This window comes from Desulfosoma sp. (assembly GCA_037481875.1).
Taxonomy (GTDB): domain Bacteria; phylum Desulfobacterota; class Syntrophobacteria; order Syntrophobacterales; family DSM-9756; genus Desulfosoma.
On the sequence record JBBFKY010000003.1, the window covers coordinates 200,183 to 217,293 of the forward strand.

Genomic DNA, 17,111 nt, shown 5'->3' on the forward strand with positions numbered 1-17,111 from the left:
TCCTTAAGATCCCTTTGGCGGCGTTGCTGCCTCTTGATCCTCGACGTCGGCGAGAAGCGAGCCGTCGTAGTCAAAAAGCAGGAGTCGCAATCGGGGAACCGATGTCCCGGCGAATCGGCGAGAATGCCGCAAAGCCTCTCGAGCCACCTCCAGAACCACGTCATGAGCTTGGGCATCTCTAAGCATTTCCAGGGCATGACGCGCCGTATTGGCATGGATCATCTGGTCTAAAAGGCTTCGGGAAGCTCCCACACGTTCTCCACAGCGCACCAGGGTGTTCAGGTCCATTCCGGATTTGTGGGCATGGGTGGATGGCTTCCCGGAAGCCATTTTGACGGCCTTGCCAAAAAAAACGCTATGCACAATCGTGGAAAACCCCATGTGAGCCGCTCGATCGACGGCAAAAGCAAAGAAGTCGGCGATTTGCACAAAAGCTTCCGTAGGTTCGTGCTGGAGTAATCCTCGGGCCAATTTTTCGCTTTTTCCACCGGTGCTCAACACCACTGTCGAGGAGCCGGCCGCTTTGGCCACATGGAACGCTGAAAGAATGGTTTCTTCATAGGCCTCATGAGACAAGGGCTTGACCAATCCTGTCGTGCCCAAGATGGAAAGTCCCCCCAGAATCCCCAATCGAGGATTCAAAGTGCGCGGAGCCAAATGTTCCCCTTGAGGCATGGAAACCCGAACATGGATGGTCAAAGCGCAAAGCGGTTGGGGAACAACAGGCAGGGGTAGCCGAACGGTGCCTTCCGAGGATTTATCGGCATCAATCACGGAACCCGCAGGGAAAACCTCTGGGGTAGAAAATCTTTCCAGGTCCGATGATCGGTTGAGTTCCTCCGATAGGTTTTCCACCAGCATGGCTCGGGGTGTGGGGTTGATGGCGGGTTCTCCCACGGCTACGGGAAGCCCCGGCTTGGTCACCACACCGACGCCGCCGCCTGTGCTCAGAACAATGTACGCAAGACCATGGCCGGGTTTAAAGTCTTGCTTTTCGGCCGTCGGAAGTTTGCCATTGGTTCGGTATGGTTTTAGGAGCTCGAGGCGGACCACCACGGGGGTCTTGTCCGTGACATCCGGGTCGTCGCCTGCGTCCTTGATGACAACCGCTTGGGCCTCAGTCATGTTCAGACAAGTCACAGTGGTGGGCACCGCAAGATAGTATCCCACAGGAAGACGCACCGCGATGCAAGACGGCTTTGTCCCCGTGAGGATGGCGCGCAAGGCCGCCCGTGCCGCCGCGGTCATGGCGGTTCCTGTGCTGAATCCTATTCGCAACCGGCGGCATGAGGGTCGGCCGTCGGTCTTGCCCTCATGTTTTTCCTGCACGTTGTCCGGCTCCTTTCTAAGACGGCTCCATGCTTTCCAATACACGCGGTTTTCTGTCAACGAGATTTTCGAGATTTTTAGCAGGGCAACCACCTTCTGTAACAACGAACCGTTCGAACGAGCATCCAAGAAACGGGATTCCGTCCAACCGCTAGAAAGGTCCAACACCCAGGCAAATCCAGGAAGGGCTTGTTTTATTCAGAGCCAAAATCTGAGAGCGGAATCGTGGGTTCCTCTATATTGCCTGGGCACGTTGGGCCACATGGAAGACTGTGCTTGAATGAAGGCTCGTAAGGGCCTTTCTGGAAGCGTCACCCTTCGTCCTGTCATTTTGCGATCGAGACGCCAGCGCTCGGGGAAAAACCACACGTTGTGAAGGCAGGGACACGGCGCACCGTGCCCCTACCTTCCTGACACTTCGCCATTTCGTTGTCTGGAATGACCCGTGTCGCGGTTGCAGACAAATTCCGCAGGGCATGCTTTGAAAGGAAATGCGTGAGGTGCAGAAAGTCCTTGGCCGTGCCTTTTTTCGTTTGATAGTGTAACTGGAATCAAGAGGAAAAACTTAATTGAACCCTTAGCTAGGAGCTTGTCCAAGAACGCGCAACGCCACCTGCGTCGCATGCCATTAATGGTAGGGGTGAGGCGGGGCTTCGCCTCTCCAAACACTTAACCGGGCTTTTCCTTGGAAGCGTGGGCGTCCCGTCTGCAGAAAGGGCGACCCAGAGGCCCGAGCTTCCAGGAAAACAAAGGCTTTGGGGCGTCGAGGCGGGGCGGCGTCTCGCCCCGACCTTGAAATGCCATTAAAGACCTTTGGTACTAAGGGTTCTCGGACAAGCTTCGAGAGGACGTCTGAGCATGGATTATGTGGTGGTGATTATCGGGGCAGGTCCAGCGGGAATCTTTGCCGCCCTCACTCTGGTGGAAGCCGGTCTGGCGCCCGTCCTTCTCGTGGAACAAGGGAAAGACCTTAAGGATCGCACACGATGGGGAGCCAACGACATGTTGTGCGGGTGGGGCGGTGCGGGTGCTTTCAGCGACGGCAAACTCACTCTGTCTCCCGAAGTGGGCGGCTTTCTTTCGGATTTTGTGGGTACAGCGGCCCTCAAAGAACTGCTTCAGGAAGCCGACAGCATCTATGTCCGCTTCGGAGCGCCGGATCGCCTCTACGGGGGCATGACTCCGCAGGTGGAAGATCTGGCCGATCGAGCGCGCCTGGCCGATTTGGAACTTATACCCATGACCGTGCGTCATATCGGCACGGAAAACTGCCTGATTGTTCTAGAACGGCTCAAGCAAGCCCTAGAAAAATCGGTACGAATTCGCACCCAATGTCAAGCCGTACGTATTCTGGCTGATGCAGGTACCGTACGCGGTGTAGAACTTTCCGATGGTCAAATCGTCCGGTGTCGATACGTTATCGCCGCTCCAGGAAGAGCCGGGGCTCCATGGATGAAGGAACAGGCTCGCCTTTTGGGACTTCCCACGGAGGCAAGCCCAGTGGATATCGGCGTGCGCGTGGAATTGCCGGCCGTTGTCTTTAAGGGAATCACCGACATCAGCTACGAATCCAAGCTTATCTACTACACGAAAACCTTTGACGACAAAGTGCGCACCTTTTGCATGAACCCTTACGGTGAGGTGGTCCAAGAACGAAACGGGTCCATGATTACCGTCAACGGCCACAGTTACGCCGGGAAAAAGACCCCTAACACCAACTTTGCTTTGCTGGTCAGCAGCGCCTTTACGGAACCTTTTGACGATCCCATTGCATACGGCCGCTATATCGCCCGACTGGCCAACCTGCTGGGAAAAGGCGTTATCGTTCAGCGCCTTGGAGACCTCATGGCCGGACGACGCAGCACTCGCGAACGCTTGGCTCGATGCCTGACTCGTCCGACCTTGCTGGAAGCTGTTCCCGGAGATCTGAGCTACGTCTTTCCCTATCGGCATCTGCTAGGTATCGTGGAAATGCTTCAAGCCCTGGACAAGATCGCTCCCGGCACAGCGTCTCGCCACACCCTTCTCTACGGCGTGGAAGTCAAATTCTATTCCCATCGTATTCAACTAAGCAAAGACCTGGAAACCCCGATACGAAACCTGTTCGCCGCCGGAGATGGAGCGGGAATCACTCGAGGGTTATTGCAGGCTTCCGTAAGCGGGATGCTGGCGGCTCGAGCCATTTTGCAACGTGAGACTTCACGCGACGACGGTCAAGGTTGAAAGATGATGTCCCTATCAGACCTGCGCGAGCTCATTCGTTCTCATGAGGTTTTTTCGGTCCCGGAAAAAATTCGTATTCATACGGACACCACCCAGTTCATGGATATCAAGGCGGGAGACTGCATCGCCGTCGAAGGCCGTCTCTTTTACGTCAAGGGAGAAGAATTCGAAGGCCGATTCGGTTTGGACGGAGAACCCAAGTTCTGGGTGAAACGGGTCATCGACCTTCAAGATGGCACTGTCAAAATCTTGAAATTGGCTTTTTTTGAATCCTTTCTGATGCACCTGGGTGAAGAACGCATTCGATGCTTTCGCAGTCCCCACAAAGAATCTCGAATCCTGGAACGCACGGCGGGCGACGCTCGCTTCATGCAGGGTGGTACGCTCTACGATGAGGCCGAAAATCCTGTACGAGTCATCGAACGCATCAGCGGCAAGACCTTCTACGACATGATTCATGACTTGGACATGGATCATGAAACTTATTACTATGAAGTGTTTCCCGGGATTTTTACGAACCTGATGAAAGCCTTTTACGCCATCAAGGACCTGCATCAGATGGGTGAGATCCATGGGGACATTCGTAACGATCATCTGATCCTGGAACATTCTACGGGTCGGTATCGCTGGATCGATTTCGATTACACCTATGAATGGCCGGGGCAGCCTTACGGTGTGGACCTGTTCGGCTTGGGCAACATTCTTTTGTTTGCAGCCGGAAAAGGTTTTTACACACTGCACGACCTTAAGTCTTCTCGATCTCCTTACCATCCGCCTTTATCCCATCTGCGTGAAGAAGACTTTTCCCTTTTTTTCCCGAACCGCCTCATGAACCTCAAAAAGATCTTCCCTTACCTTCGGGAATCACTCAACAAAGTGCTCATGCACTTTGCCGCCGGAACCGAAGTGTTTTACGAATCGGCGGCCGAATTCATGGAAGATCTGGAAATCGCTTTTCGATCTTTTCTGTGGGAGGTGCCTCATGGGCCATAAGATTCTTGTGGGGATCGATTGCTCCGCCAACGCCCAAAGGGCGTTGGACTATGTGGGAAACATGCTTCGTCCCCACGACGATATCCATATCACCCTTTTTCATGTGCTCATCGGCCCTCAGACTGACATCTACCCGGACAGGGACCAAAGAGAACTGGAATTGGAAAAGCGACACCGCCGCGCCCTTCGACAGCTGGAAGCCATGCAAGAGCGTCTCGTGGAATTGGGCGTACCCAAGGACCGTATCTCTTTAAAAATTCAGGTGTGTCCGCCTGAAGAAAATGTTCCTAACACACTTCTGGAAGAGCAGAGAAGCGGGGGTTACCAGACGGTGGTGGTAGGACGACGCGGCATGAGCAAGCGAGAAGAATTTCTTTTCGGCAGTGTTTCAAGCAAGATTATTCGCGAAGCCCGTGAATGCACGGTTTGGGTGGTCCAGTAATTCCATGAGGAGGTCGTATGTTTCCGGTGACCTTTGACCGTCATGTGCTGGAAGGATTGCCTTATCCTGACGAAGAAGACATTGCGCGCGTTCTCGGTGTGTTGAAAATCGTCCTGGAACGGCGTGTTCTGCCCTATTTTCGCACACGTCGCGGCACGGACCCTCGGCACAGCGCACTGGTCATGGATCGGGTGTGCCTGGAAAGGCTGGAAGACGATCAGAGGGTCATCGCTCCCCTGAGCCTCCTGTTCAAACGCGATACCCAATGGGTCATTGCCATCCACGAAAGACTGTTTGACTACTTCGCCTTTGTGCTTCCCGGGGATTCCAAGGGTTTGGTGACCGAAGGCACGGATGAGGAACGCCGGGCTCTGGCTTTCGCCGAATTCCTGCTTCGACACCAAATGGAACACCTCCTTTATCCCAAAACCGCCGAAACAGCCGTCGTGGAAAGTGATGTGGTTTTCGCTGTGGAGAAAGCCCAGGAGGATCCCACCTTTTATCGGCTTTTGAACCATATTCTTAGGGATGAAATGGTGGGGATCAGAGGTGAAGAATACCTGCAGCTCTTTGACGCCGAAGCCCAGACGACTGCCACCGCTTCCCTGGTCTATCGCATGGTCTTGAGAGCCAGTACATGGCTTGCGGATCTTGAGGAAAAGCTCTTCTCGGAAACGCTCACAGGGCTCGACATAGATTGCCGCGTGCAGGCTCTGGGCGAATGCTGGAACCGCAGCCGCCAAACCATGCTGTCCCTTGTGCAGCGCACAGCTTTTTTGGAAAAACTCTTTCGTGGTTTCAACACACTCCTGGAAGCGGATCCTGCCGAAGCCCCCAAGGTGCTCATGGCCTTTCGAGACCGCTGGGGACTCTGGGGTCTGTTTCACGAACTGGGAGTGCCCCAGGAAGAGGTGGAACATAAGGACGGAGATGCTCTGTTCGGACTTTTTGTTAAGCATTGCAAAGATTTTCTTCAAAAATCAGGGGCTCGATACGCCGCACCACCGTCCAGACCAGCGGAACCCCCCAAGCCCACCGTAGGGGTGAAGAGTCTAAAAGATCGCATCGAGGAAGCTAAAGCGAACCCGGCCTACCCACCTCAGGTCATCGAAATCATCGAAAAAAACAAAAGCCTTGCTTCCGGCGCCAGCGGCGCCAAGTACAGCGAACTGATCGAAACCCTTTTGTCCATTCCCTGGAAAAAGATCAAACCCATCAAGGTGCGTGTCCAAGACTTCGAGGAAGGCTTGCATCGAACTCATTATGGACTGGATCGTCCGAAAGAAATCATCTGCGACTTTTTCACCAATCTGATTCGTCGATATCGCCAATTCGATCTTGTCAAAGCCGAAGGTTGGGAACGTACCGGCAGCGCCTTTCTTTTCGTGGGCCCTCCTGGTGTGGGAAAAACCTCCCTGGCCATTTCCATCGCCCAAAACCTGGGCATTCCCTACCACAAGATTTCTTTGGGCGGCATGAGGGATGAATCGGACCTGCGAGGGCACGGGTTCACTTATGAAGGTTCCAAGCCCGGAGCCATCGTTCAGGGTTTGATCAAGATGGGATGCATGAACGGCATGTTCATCTTGGATGAAGCGGACAAGACGGAAAAATTCGCCATCGCCACTCTTCTGGAAATTCTGGATCCCGAACAAAACCATTTGTTCCATGACAAATACACTCAAACCACGGTGGATATCGACCTCAGCAACTGCCATTTCGTTCTTACCGCCAACACTTTGGAAACCGTTCCGCCTCCCGTGGCCAACCGTTGTGAAATCGTTTTCTTGGACCGTTACAGCGTCGAAGAAAAGGTGGCCATTGCGCAACACCACCTGATCGGGCGTTTGAGATCCCGCTACAATATTCTGGAAAGCGATATCGCCTTTCCTCCCGACGAAGAACAAGAACTGCTGCGCCATCTGGTTCGAGAATACACTTATGAGGCCGGGGTTCGAGATTTGGAGCGCCTTTTGCGGACCCTTTTCTTTCGCATTCAACGTAAAGAACTGGTGAACGGCACCCCTAGACCCATATGGATTACACGACAGAAAATCAAAGAGTACTTGGAACCTCCCATACGTCCTTGGAAAATCAGTGATGAAGACCGTATCGGAGAAATCCTGGCCCTCGGCGTCAATGTGGAACTGGGCGTTGGGTCCGTCATTCCTATTCAGGCGACGCCTATTCGCTTCGGATCGGAAGTTCCTCTGGAAAGCCCGGCGGGATACATGAGTCTGGTGCATGCCACGGGGAACATTCAAAAAGTCATGGATGAAAGCCGAAAAGTGGCCATGACCGGTATTCTTCAGTGCGCCGATGCCTTGCAAATCAATATCAAGCAGGTAGGCTCCCCGATTCATCTTCACTTCATGGGCGGATCCACGCAAAAAGACGGCCCGTCGGCGGGAGGAGCCATCGGCTTGGCTTTGGCTTCGGCGTTGTCCCAAAAGCCTATTCGCAGGGACGTGGCCATGACGGGGGAAATCGATACCCATGGAAGAATCACGGCGGTCGGAGGGATCGCCATCAAGTTGGAAGCCGCGGCCGATGCCGGGTGCACCACGTGCCTGGTTCCCAAACAAAATCTGCGCGGTGAAGACAGCATTGAACGGCTTCCGCAAGCCCTCAAAAAAGAACTGCACATTCTCACTTATGAAGAATGGGCTTCTGTGCATCCGCCCTTTGAATACCATCGTCACATGCTTCAGGTGGTGGCCGTAGACCACATCGTTCAAGCCGCCGAAGTGGCTTTTATCGAAAAGGAAGATTTAGAAGGCATCGCACAGTGTCTTTTGCCTTACGCCGAAAAGGTTCGTGCCGCTTTGATTTCATCGCAAAAGCCCACACAAGCCGGCTTGACTGTGTTTGTGGTCAAAGATGCCATGGAACTGCCCCTTCAAGCGATTGAAGCTATAAGGCACCACACAGGCTTGCGCCCTGCCGTGGTATGTGCGTCACCTTGCACAAACGCCGTCAAAGAGCGCCTGCAGCGATCCTTAAAGACCGTTCCCGTCCTTTCCATGGATCCGCAAAAGGAGAAACTCAAGAACGTGCTTTCCTCTTTTGTGGAAAAGGCGGAAATTCCGACGGATCGTCCCGTATCGGCTGTGGTGGCTCCCTTTTTCTTTCTCACGCAAGACGGCATTGTGGAAGAGGCTTTTCAGGGAAAACGCCCTTGGTCTGAGACGCGTTTCATGGCCAACAATTTCTGTGTGCAAAATGCCAAGATCAAAGGATCCAAAAGGATTTTAAACGCTGTCATGAGCAGCCTGGCCCATGGGCCGGAAACCGTTTTGGAACGTTGCCCGTTCCTCGCCCGCGTGCGGGGTGTCTGGACGATTGATATGTGCTTCATTCCGGAAAAATACAGACTGGATATTCGAAGAGCCGAAGAGCTTCTTCATCGCGCTCTGGGAACCTGGCTTCAAGCCGTCATCTCGGAAGCGGACATCTCGGCGGATTGACACAAGTCCTCTTCGGGTTCTAAAATCGCTTTGTGAGCTTCAATCTGTCAGATTCGAAAGCTCTTTCCCAAAAACCCATAGCTCAACGGGGATCCTCAAACCATGTCGGAAGAGTCACGTTATCGAGATGCTGGAGTGGACCTGGAAAAAGCCAACACGCTGGTAGCCCGAATCCGCCCTCTCGTGCAGAGTACGTTTCATGCCAACGTTATCACCGATATCGGCGGGTTTGGAGGACTCTACAGTGTCGATTGCACACAGATGAAAAACCCCGTGCTGGTTTCTTCCACAGACGGTGTGGGCACCAAGCTGAAGGTGGCCGTCTGGGCGGACAAACACGATACCGTAGGGATCGACCTTGTGGCCATGTGTGTCAACGACATTGTGGTTCAAGGGGCAAGACCTTTGTTTTTCTTGGATTACCTCGCCATGGGTTCCATCGATTTGGATCGTGTGGAAGCCATCATTCGAGGGATTGTCGCCGGGTGCAAACAAGCCAATTGTTCTTTGATCGGAGGAGAAACCGCTGAAATGCCCGGCTTCTATCCCGAAAATGAATACGACATGGCCGGATTTGCCGTGGGCCTCGTGGACAATGCGGAAATTATCGACGGATCCACCATTCGTGTGGGCCAACACATCATCGGCTTGGCTTCCAGCGGACTGCATTCCAACGGGTACAGCCTGGTGCGCCGTATCGTCATGGATCAATTGGGTTTGAAACCCGACAGTTACTTGCAAGACTGCGGGCGCACCGTGGCCGAAGAGCTTCTGGAACCTACACGCATCTACGTGGATCCGGTCCTGCGTCTGCTGCGCCAGTTTCAGGTGGCAGGCATGGCGCACATCACGGGAGGCGGCTTTCCAGATAATATTTCCAGAATTCTTCCAAAACAATGCCAGGCCCTCATCGATCGATCTTCTTGGGAAATGCCGTCGATTTTCAGGTTTTTGCAAGAGGCTGGAAAAGTGTCTCGAGAAGAAATGTACCGGGTGTTCAACTGTGGCATCGGCTACGTGATGGTGGTGGATCCTTCGGATCTGGAAGACATCTTAGGACGTCTGGCAGGCATGGGCTACAAGGCCTACCGCATTGGAGAAATTGTGGCGCGACAAGCCGAAGACCCGCCTGTGCGCCTGATCTAACAAGCCATATCGAGAAAACCGCAAAGCGTGCCTACCATGCCCCAAACCGGGTTGCCCACGAGCCATGAAGATGTTTCTCCGCACCATGAAGACATGGTCCGAGCTCAAGAAGCCATCGCGAAGGCGATGCAAACCCTTGGTCGTTATCTGCACGGCAAAGAAAAGGCCTTGCGGTTGGCTTTCATCTGTTTTTTTTCGCGCGGCCATCTTTTGATTGAAGATCTTCCCGGCTTGGGCAAAACCACGCTCGCCATCGGTCTGGCCAAGGTTCTCGGCCTTTCTTTCGGACGTATTCAGTGCACCAGTGATCTTCTGCCTACGGACATCACGGGCCTTTCCATTTTCAACAAGACGGCGGGGGTGTTTGAGTTCCATCCGGGTCCCATTTTTCACAACATCATTCTCGTGGACGAAATCAATCGAGCCACTCCCAAAACCCAAAGCGCTTTATTGGAAGCCATGGGTGAAAAACAGGTGACCCTGGAGGGACGCACCATGGATCTTCCTAAACCCTTTTTCGTCATCGCCACTCAAAATCCTGCGGAACAATTCGGCACCTTTCCTTTGCCGGAATCCCAGATGGATCGATTCATGATGCGCATTCGCATCGGTTATCCAAGTCGGGAAGCGGAATTGGAGATTTTGCGGGGAGGCAGTCAACGACGAAAGCTCTACAGCCTAGATCCCGTGGTGGACCAGGAAACCGTGCTCATGATTCAAGGTTTTATTCGCAAGCGCATGATCACCTCGGACCATCTTTTAGATTACCTCATGCGCATTATTGAAGAAACACGCCGCTCCGAATACCTCACCACGGGGCTGTCTACTCGAGGCTCCCTGGCTCTCCTGCACACGTCGCGAGCCCACGCTTTTATGGAAGGTCGAGATTATGTGATTCCGGAAGACGTCAAGGCGGTCGCCCCCTATGTGATCCCTCACCGGGTGTTTTTTCGAGAGGAGTATTCTTCAGTGGACAAAAAGGAGATTATCCGATTGATACTGGAACAGGTTCCGGTCCCCGCGTAATTCGCATCACCAAGGCGGGATGGATCTACATTCTTCTGACCATCGCAGTGGGTTTTGCGGCCGTCAATACGGCCAACAACCTGATCTACGTCGTCACGTCCACACTTCTTGGATTCATGCTCATCTCGGGTATCGCGGGAAAAACGAACCTGACATCCGTGGAAGTCAAGATTTCGTTGCCCGAGGAAATTTATGCGGAAACACCGACCCCTGTGGTTGTTCAGGTACGAAACCGGCGTCGTTTTTTGCCCGTCTTTCTGGTGTCCGTCTCTGTGGAACCGGAACAGGTCCTGTTCCCTTACTTGGACGGCCGTGGTCAATCCTCTCGCACAATCTTTTTGCGTTTTGACCGGCGAGGGATGACGCCTTCCATTCGCATTTGGGTGGCATCAACTTTTCCGTTCGGTTTTTTTGTACGATCACGTCCATTGAAGCCTATCCCGCCGATTGTCGTTTTTCCGAAGCTTTTGCCCTGCGGGGTTCCTTCAAAACCGTCGGCTCGAACCGTGCACGGAAACGACAAGGTTTTTGAAGACCGTACGGGGGAAGAGCACGATCTGCAAAGTATTCGAGAATACCAGCCGGGGGATCCTCTTAAAAAGATCCACTGGAAATCTTCAGCTCGAACCGGACGTTGGCTTACCAAAGAATTTTCAACCGCCGCCGAAGATTCGGTCATGGTGAATCTGGCTCACTTGCCCTTCAAGAACCTGGAAGCCCGTCTATCCTGCGCGGCCTTTATCATCAACCGGGCTCTCCGTCGTGGCAAGGCTGTCGGCTTGGTGCTTGGAAGTCATAGGTATGAGCCGAAAGCCTCTTTGCCGTACAAGAGAGAACTGCTGAAGGTGTTAGCCCTCTATGGTGAAGACTAGAACCGCTCTGTTGTGCGTGACCTATTTGTCCGCCCTTTTGAGCTACAGTGCCGTCTTTTCCTTTGTGCATCCAGGGGCTCACGCCACCTTTGCGGTTCTTGGAATCCTTGCCATCGTGCGTCATTTTTTCAAGCCTTTTTCCATCTCCCGGCACCTTCTTAACTGGCTCGCTTTGGCTGTCATGCTGCTTTCCCTATCTCGAGTGCGACTGGATCTGCTTGTGGAGCCTTTCGTAGATGGCGTCCTGGCGCTTTTGGGTATCAAACTGCTGGAAGCCCAACTCGGTCGCGACTATCTGCAGATTTATCTTCTATGTCTTTTCCTTCTGTTGGGTCTGGGACTCCTCTCTTTGAGTATTTCCTTCCTGTTCTTTCTAAGCCCTCTGGCCCTTCTGCTGACCCTTTCTTTGCTGTTGCTCACCATGGAAAACTCAAATCCTCAAGGGCAAGTTCCCATCAGAGCCTTTGCCCAACTTTCCGGCACGGCTTTCGCCATCGGGACCCTGACTGTTCCGGTGGCTTTGCTGTTGTTTCTCATTCTTCCAAGAACCAACTTTCCGCTCCTGAACCTTTTGTCGGCTTTTGGAAAAGCCGGTATGGGACGTTCAGGGTTTTCGGAAACCGTGAGCCTGGGGGATGTCACTTCCATCCAGGAAGACGCCGCCGTGGTGTTTCGAGCCAAGATGAACCCTGTGGAACCCAAGGATCTGTACTGGCGAGGGATGGTGTTTGACCGTTTCGACGGCGTCCGTTGGAGTCCATCTTCGGCGTCCAAGGGGGAAACATTTTCAAAGGTTGGTTCCGAGGACGTGGAACAGGTTATCTTTATGGAACCTTTCGGCATGAATGTGCTTTTCGGATTGGACCGCCCCGTTGTGGTGGAACGGATTCCGGTGCAGAGCACAAAAGACGGCACCTTTCGTGTCTATGCTCCCATCTTTAAGAAAACACGCTACGTGGTCTGGTCCCGTCGCTCCAGCCTTTTCAAGGAAGAAAAAGCTCCAGGACCTGAATTGCTTGACGTGCCATCGTCCCTTTCGCCACGTTTCACCAGTCTGGCACAAACCTGGGCGTCGATCCCATCCCCTTTGGAACGTGTCCGGGCCATCACCGCTTTTCTTCAATCTTCCTCCTTTGAGTATGCTTTGGAAAATCTTCCCGCAGACCTGGAGACTTTCCTTTTTGAGGATCGTCGAGGCAACTGCGAATACTTTGCTTCCGCCCTGGCTGTTCTGGCACGTCTTGCGGGAGTTCCCGCTCGACTGGTGGGAGGTTACCGAGGAGGGTATTACAATCAAAACGGCGGGTATTACCTGGTTTTGCAAAAACATGCCCATGTATGGGTGGAGGTGTACCTGAAAGGAATGGGTTGGCTGCGGCTGGATCCCACACCGGCCGCAGCCATCACACCGGCTCAACTTTACACCCGATCCCTGCTGGCTCGATGGCGTCTTCTACTGGACACACTCAATTACTACTGGTTTCGCACTGTCGTGGACTATGACTTGGAAAAACAAATCTTTGTCCTACGGCGTGTTCAAGCCTTGGCGGCATCCCTTTCCGAAAAGCCCATCAGCCTTCCCAAAATCCATTTCGATACTCGGGCCTTGACCTTTCTTGGCGTCTCGATTGTCCTCGTCTTCCTTATCGTCTTATGGCGAATACCCAAAAGGAATCCGGTCCATAGTCTTCGCGAAGAATACGCCCGCCGTCTTCAGCACCACGGGTATTCCTTGAGGCCATGGCAGGGTGTCGAAGAAGCGGCAAAAACCATTGAAGATCCGGCACTGCGAGTGCGTGCCTTGCGGTTCGCTCAAGAATTTGAGCGCGCCGTCTATAGAGACCGGCACCTGAACAAGGAAACCCTACGCGCCCTCAGAAGTCATCTGCGAAGCATTTGACTTGCATCGAATTCGACCATGTTTTTGCTTCAGGACTTTTCAAGGGATTCGGCCGCTTCACGATGTTCCGCGGCCAGCCTTGTGATTCCGACTTTTTCGTAGATTTGTGCCAAAAGCAGATGAATTTTGACAACCAAAGGTTTTTCCAGTTCCTTGGAACGTCGAAGAAGTCTCACCAAACCGTCGCGAGCCTGCGGGGCATGGCCGCAGGCTGCGAGAATATAGGCCAGCAGATAGGCGGTCTGGGGATCTTTTTCCACGGGGTTATGAAAAACTTCCAGGGCAAGACGTGCCACATCGGCCTGCAGCGCTTTGAATCGATAAAACCGAGCCAGCACCGCCGCCAAGGCCTTGGGTTGATGCCGAACACTTCCGACAAGGAGTTCAAAACAGGCCGTGCCTCGATCCACATCCCCTCTGGTCAAAGCCAAAGGCCCCAGTTCCAAGGCCACATCACGACGGTCGGGCCGGGCCCGAAATAGACGGCCCAAGATCTCGTAAAGTTCATCGGTGCGACCGCTTTTGCGGTAGTATTCCCTGAGCCGATCCATGGACTTGACGTGCAGTGGGTTGAGTTCCACGGCTTGACGATAAGCTTTTTCCGCCTCGATCAAAGAGCCCGCCTTTTCCAAGGCTTGCCCGAGCCAATAATGGCCGATGGGATTCGATGGATTCTCATGGACGGCTTCTCGAAACCACATGACCGATTCTTGAGGCGACGTTTCCAAAGTCGCCTGGCCGGAGAGGAGTAATTGCTGATAGAGGCTCGGCTTGCTGCGTAGCTCCATCAGCTCGTCAATGCGCCGGTCCAGATCGGCCGGTGTAAAAGGCATGAGCAGATAGCCGTCGGCATCTGTTTCTATGGCTTGGGCCACCAACTGTTCCGTGGCTTTTCCCGCCACCAGAATCACAGGAAGATTTTTGGTGGCCGGCTGGGAACGTATCCTTTCCAAAAGTTCAAAACCATCGAGCCGGGTCATGAACAAGCTGGTGATGACCACATCGGTTTTCTCACCCGATTCCAGCCATTGGAGCGCTTCAAAGCCGTTTTCCACGGCATGCACACGTTGGTACCCCAGTTGCCGAAGGGTCCCCTTGATGGTTCGGCGCAATTGAGCATCCCCGAAAACCACCAGCACGCGATAAGGCTTGACCACTAGCTCGTCGTTGCTCACAACAACCTCATCCAATCCTATTTTTTCCTTGAACCCGCTCGATCGCCAAACGTACTTCAGCCCTCTCATAACATATTTCCTTCCCAAACCGAAAACCTATCCGAGCAGGGTCGGAATCCTGAAGCCGTTTCCTGGAAAGCTTCGGGAAGTGTCTCCCAAAAACCAAGGGACACGACGCGATAACGAGGAAGGCTTTGTCCGAAACGGCAAACATTTTCGGCCTTTCAGAAAAGCTTTCTGGAAACCGCAAGGCCTTTTGCGCGATAATTCAGAAGCACATGAAGAGGCTTGCAAAACAGAAAAAAATCAAAGGTGGAAGCCATGAAAAAAAACCTGCAGGGGCTCCGTCGTGGCTTCGACAATTTGATCCAGATTCCAATCGGAAAAGAAATCCGGTTGCGTCTCTTCGAACCGACAGTCGTCTCTTTCATCTTAAAGATTGTTGCCATCAGCCATGTTGATGACTCGTGTTTCGCCAGGTTATGCGCCCAAATGCTAAAGCCTCGACGTAGTTTCGAGTTCTCCGTAGAGGCTATCAGCTCAAACAGCGATTAAAGGTGAGCCTCATCACCTTTCTTCTTTCGATCGTGATTGTAACGCCACAACCATTATGGGGCATCCCGGCTGATTGGTGAAGCTGCCGTTGCCAGGACGCTTACCAATCTGAGCCTGCTGCAGTGAACTTGTAAGAAACTCGGTTTGGGCACTTGCCCGAAAAAAACCTTGCTCCGACAGGGACCTTATGCTAACAGAATCGGTTCGTTACGGTGAAGCTCAAAGAAAGAAAAAAACGTAGAAATATCGGCTTGATAAATCTGATACACAGGGAAAGGATGACGTCATGAGTCGTGCATGCCAATTTTGCGGAAAGACGCCTCATGTGGGGCATAATGTCAGTCACGCCAACAACAAGACCAAGAAGGTTTGGTATCCGAACCTGCAGCGTGTGCGCCACGTGCATGCGGATGGAACGGTTCGACGTGTGCGAGCCTGCACCCGTTGCATTCGTTCCGGCATGGTGGTGAAACCTGCCTAAAGTCTTTGAAGTCCTTAGGGTCCTTTTTCAGGGACCGAATGGGATCTCTTTCAGTTGTGGTGCATTGCATGCGCCCTATGGTTCCCCGTCGGCGACAAGGTTTTTAAGCGTTTCATAAAAAGTGAGAAAACCGGGCTGGACCGTGTCCGCCAGGACCGTGTCCAGGCCGGCTCCCGCCAGAACCGCCAAACATTGCCATTCCACTTCCACAGGGTATTTTTTTCTTAGTCCGCTTCGCAGGTTGGACAATCCCACCATGGTGCGCACGGGTTCGGAAAAGATGGACCAGCCTGAAAGCAGCCGCACGGTTCTGATGACTTCTCGCAGATGTCGCTGCGCATCAGGCCAGCTGAGATTGGGCAGAACCGGATCAAAGATCAGCCGATGCGACGGAATACCTGCAGTAACGGCCGCTTCTCGAAGCTGGATGGCCAAAGCGAGCCTTTCTTCCACAGAAACCGGAACTCGAGATCGTTCGTCCATAAGCAGAACCACCAGAGGAGTCCTATATTCCACAGCTAGAGGAAGCATGCCGTCGATCTTGTGCGGTTCCAGTGATAAGGCACTCAGAATGGGTGTCTTACGGCACACGGACAATCCTCGAGCCAGAACTCGAGGGTTCGGGCTGTCGAGAATGAGCCCTCGATCGGTGACGGCTTCCACCGTTTCCACGAGAAAAGCCATGCGATCTTCATGGCGCTTGGATAAATATCCTGGGTTGATATCAATCCAGTCCACGCCGGGTAAAGTGCATCGTTGGACCATTTCTCGAACGGGACCAGGGTCCATGTCGCGAATGGCCTGAGCTACTTGTGGGTTGAGGGCGTGAAGGTTATCGGCCGCCAGTTTCATTGCGATCCTTCAGAATCTCCCTTACATGGCGCAGTCTCTCCTCGCCTTTTTCGCGATGTTTCAAGAGAGTCTGAATGAGAGTCTCTCGACGCTTCGCGTTTTCGACGAGCTGAGCATTGGCCAGCCCGATCCAGAAGGCTCCTTGGACGGCTGATCCGAGAAATTCCACGGCAACGGCCACATCGGCCGTTAAATGGCGAGCACATCGCGCCCCCACGGCCTCGGAGGTTTCCAAAGCCGCGGCGGCAGCTTTCATGACGTTCAAGGGAACTTGAGACGCCGCTTCGGCGGCCGAATCCCGAGCCGATAGCGAATGTTGGCTTTTCCGCGTGGCAGCAAGATTTTTATAGACTTCCACATCGTGCTTTCGGTACCAGAAAAGTTCGTGGGCCATAGAGTTTATCTCTCGCCGTCTTTCTTCCCACCATAAATCACTAGCCGTAGCTCCTGAGGCTCGTTTTTTTTCAAGAGCGATCACCTTTTCCAGGAGGCACAGGGCCATCAAGGCGCCATGGGCGGCGGCGGATCCGCCTCCCGGATCCGGCCTGGGTTGTCTTAGCACTTCAAGAAAGGCGTCATCATAGAGCAAGGGCATGCGCGAGGATTCTCCACGCCGAAACACGGCTTTTCAGCCCAAAAAAGAAGCAAAT

The 17,111-nt window shown here is 53.4% G+C and carries 13 protein-coding genes and 1 riboswitch; of the genes, 9 read left to right on the forward strand and 4 right to left on the reverse strand.

Annotation, left to right across the window (positions count from 1 at the left end):
* Positions 1-3 precede the first annotated feature (3 nt).
* Positions 4-1,329, reverse strand: coding sequence for a cobalt-precorrin-5B (C(1))-methyltransferase CbiD (gene cbiD, locus WHS46_05895; GenBank protein ID MEJ5348201.1), 1,326 nt, complete (start codon positions 1,327-1,329; stop codon positions 4-6).
* Between the two features lie 858 nt (positions 1,330-2,187).
* Between cbiD and WHS46_05900 the strand changes: the two genes are divergently transcribed.
* The 8 genes from WHS46_05900 to WHS46_05935 all read left to right on the forward strand — a co-directional run bounded on the left by WHS46_05900 (position 2,188) and on the right by WHS46_05935 (position 13,398).
* Positions 2,188-3,552, forward strand: a complete 1,365-nt coding sequence (locus tag WHS46_05900) for an FAD-dependent oxidoreductase (GenBank protein ID MEJ5348202.1) — start codon at positions 2,188-2,190, stop codon at positions 3,550-3,552.
* 3 nt (positions 3,553-3,555) lie between these two features.
* Positions 3,556-4,545, forward strand: a complete 990-nt coding sequence (locus tag WHS46_05905) for a hypothetical protein (protein ID MEJ5348203.1) — start codon at positions 3,556-3,558, stop codon at positions 4,543-4,545.
* Positions 4,535-4,987, forward strand: a complete 453-nt coding sequence (locus WHS46_05910) for a universal stress protein (protein MEJ5348204.1) — start codon at positions 4,535-4,537, stop codon at positions 4,985-4,987. The genes WHS46_05905 and WHS46_05910 overlap by 11 nt, the downstream gene beginning before the upstream one ends.
* A 17-nt stretch (positions 4,988-5,004) precedes the next feature.
* A complete protein-coding gene (locus tag WHS46_05915; protein MEJ5348205.1) occupies positions 5,005-8,454 on the forward strand; it encodes a S16 family serine protease in 3,450 nt (1,149 codons plus the stop codon).
* Positions 8,455-8,556: 102 nt separating this feature from the next.
* Positions 8,557-9,600 (forward strand): phosphoribosylformylglycinamidine cyclo-ligase, encoded by a 1,044-nt coding sequence (purM, locus tag WHS46_05920; GenBank protein ID MEJ5348206.1) that lies wholly within the window; start codon positions 8,557-8,559, stop codon positions 9,598-9,600.
* 36 nt (positions 9,601-9,636) lie between these two features.
* Positions 9,637-10,626 carry a MoxR family ATPase gene (locus tag WHS46_05925; protein ID MEJ5348207.1) on the forward strand — a complete coding sequence of 330 codons (990 nt, stop codon included), beginning with the start codon at positions 9,637-9,639 and terminating at the stop codon, positions 10,624-10,626.
* A gap of 47 nt (positions 10,627-10,673) precedes the next feature.
* On the forward strand, positions 10,674-11,498 hold the full coding sequence (locus tag WHS46_05930) for a DUF58 domain-containing protein (GenBank protein ID MEJ5348208.1): 825 nt from the start codon (positions 10,674-10,676) through the stop codon (positions 11,496-11,498).
* Positions 11,485-13,398, forward strand: coding sequence for a DUF3488 and transglutaminase-like domain-containing protein (locus tag WHS46_05935; GenBank protein ID MEJ5348209.1), 1,914 nt, complete (start codon positions 11,485-11,487; stop codon positions 13,396-13,398). The genes WHS46_05930 and WHS46_05935 overlap by 14 nt, the downstream gene beginning before the upstream one ends.
* A gap of 29 nt (positions 13,399-13,427) precedes the next feature.
* Here WHS46_05935 and WHS46_05940 read toward each other — a convergent pair whose 3' ends face one another.
* Positions 13,428-14,642 (reverse strand): response regulator, encoded by a 1,215-nt coding sequence (locus WHS46_05940; protein ID MEJ5348210.1) that lies wholly within the window; start codon positions 14,640-14,642, stop codon positions 13,428-13,430.
* Between the two features lie 450 nt (positions 14,643-15,092).
* Positions 15,093-15,154: riboswitch (Fluoride riboswitch) on the reverse strand.
* A gap of 260 nt (positions 15,155-15,414) precedes the next feature.
* Here WHS46_05940 and rpmB point away from each other — a divergent pair.
* Positions 15,415-15,609, forward strand: coding sequence for a 50S ribosomal protein L28 (gene rpmB / locus WHS46_05945; protein ID MEJ5348211.1), 195 nt, complete (start codon positions 15,415-15,417; stop codon positions 15,607-15,609).
* Positions 15,610-15,684: 75 nt separating this feature from the next.
* Here the strand turns inward: rpmB and WHS46_05950 are convergent, their stop codons facing one another.
* Together WHS46_05950 and WHS46_05955 are read right to left on the reverse strand one after the other, a co-directional pair.
* A complete protein-coding gene (locus WHS46_05950) occupies positions 15,685-16,461 on the reverse strand; it encodes a dihydropteroate synthase (GenBank protein MEJ5348212.1) in 777 nt (258 codons plus the stop codon).
* A complete protein-coding gene (locus tag WHS46_05955) occupies positions 16,442-17,056 on the reverse strand; it encodes a cyclodeaminase/cyclohydrolase family protein (protein MEJ5348213.1) in 615 nt (204 codons plus the stop codon). Before WHS46_05955 ends, WHS46_05950 begins: the two co-directional genes overlap by 20 nt.
* Positions 17,057-17,111: the final 55 nt, after the last annotated feature.

Coding starts and splice junctions, on each gene's coding strand:
- WHS46_05900 (MEJ5348202.1), top strand. CDS start 2,188: ATGGATTATGTGGTGGTGATTATCGGGGCAGGTCCAGCGGGAATCTTT.
- WHS46_05905 (MEJ5348203.1), top strand. CDS start 3,556: ATGATGTCCCTATCAGACCTGCGCGAGCTCATTCGTTCTCATGAGGTT.
- WHS46_05910 (MEJ5348204.1), top strand. CDS start 4,535: ATGGGCCATAAGATTCTTGTGGGGATCGATTGCTCCGCCAACGCCCAA.
- WHS46_05915 (MEJ5348205.1), top strand. CDS start 5,005: ATGTTTCCGGTGACCTTTGACCGTCATGTGCTGGAAGGATTGCCTTAT.
- purM (MEJ5348206.1), top strand. CDS start 8,557: ATGTCGGAAGAGTCACGTTATCGAGATGCTGGAGTGGACCTGGAAAAA.
- WHS46_05925 (MEJ5348207.1), top strand. CDS start 9,637: ATGCCCCAAACCGGGTTGCCCACGAGCCATGAAGATGTTTCTCCGCAC.
- WHS46_05935 (MEJ5348209.1), top strand. CDS start 11,485: ATGGTGAAGACTAGAACCGCTCTGTTGTGCGTGACCTATTTGTCCGCC.
- WHS46_05940 (MEJ5348210.1), bottom strand. CDS start 14,642: ATGAGAGGGCTGAAGTACGTTTGGCGATCGAGCGGGTTCAAGGAAAAA.
- rpmB (MEJ5348211.1), top strand. CDS start 15,415: ATGAGTCGTGCATGCCAATTTTGCGGAAAGACGCCTCATGTGGGGCAT.
- WHS46_05950 (MEJ5348212.1), bottom strand. CDS start 16,461: ATGAAACTGGCGGCCGATAACCTTCACGCCCTCAACCCACAAGTAGCT.
- WHS46_05955 (MEJ5348213.1), bottom strand. CDS start 17,056: ATGCCCTTGCTCTATGATGACGCCTTTCTTGAAGTGCTAAGACAACCC.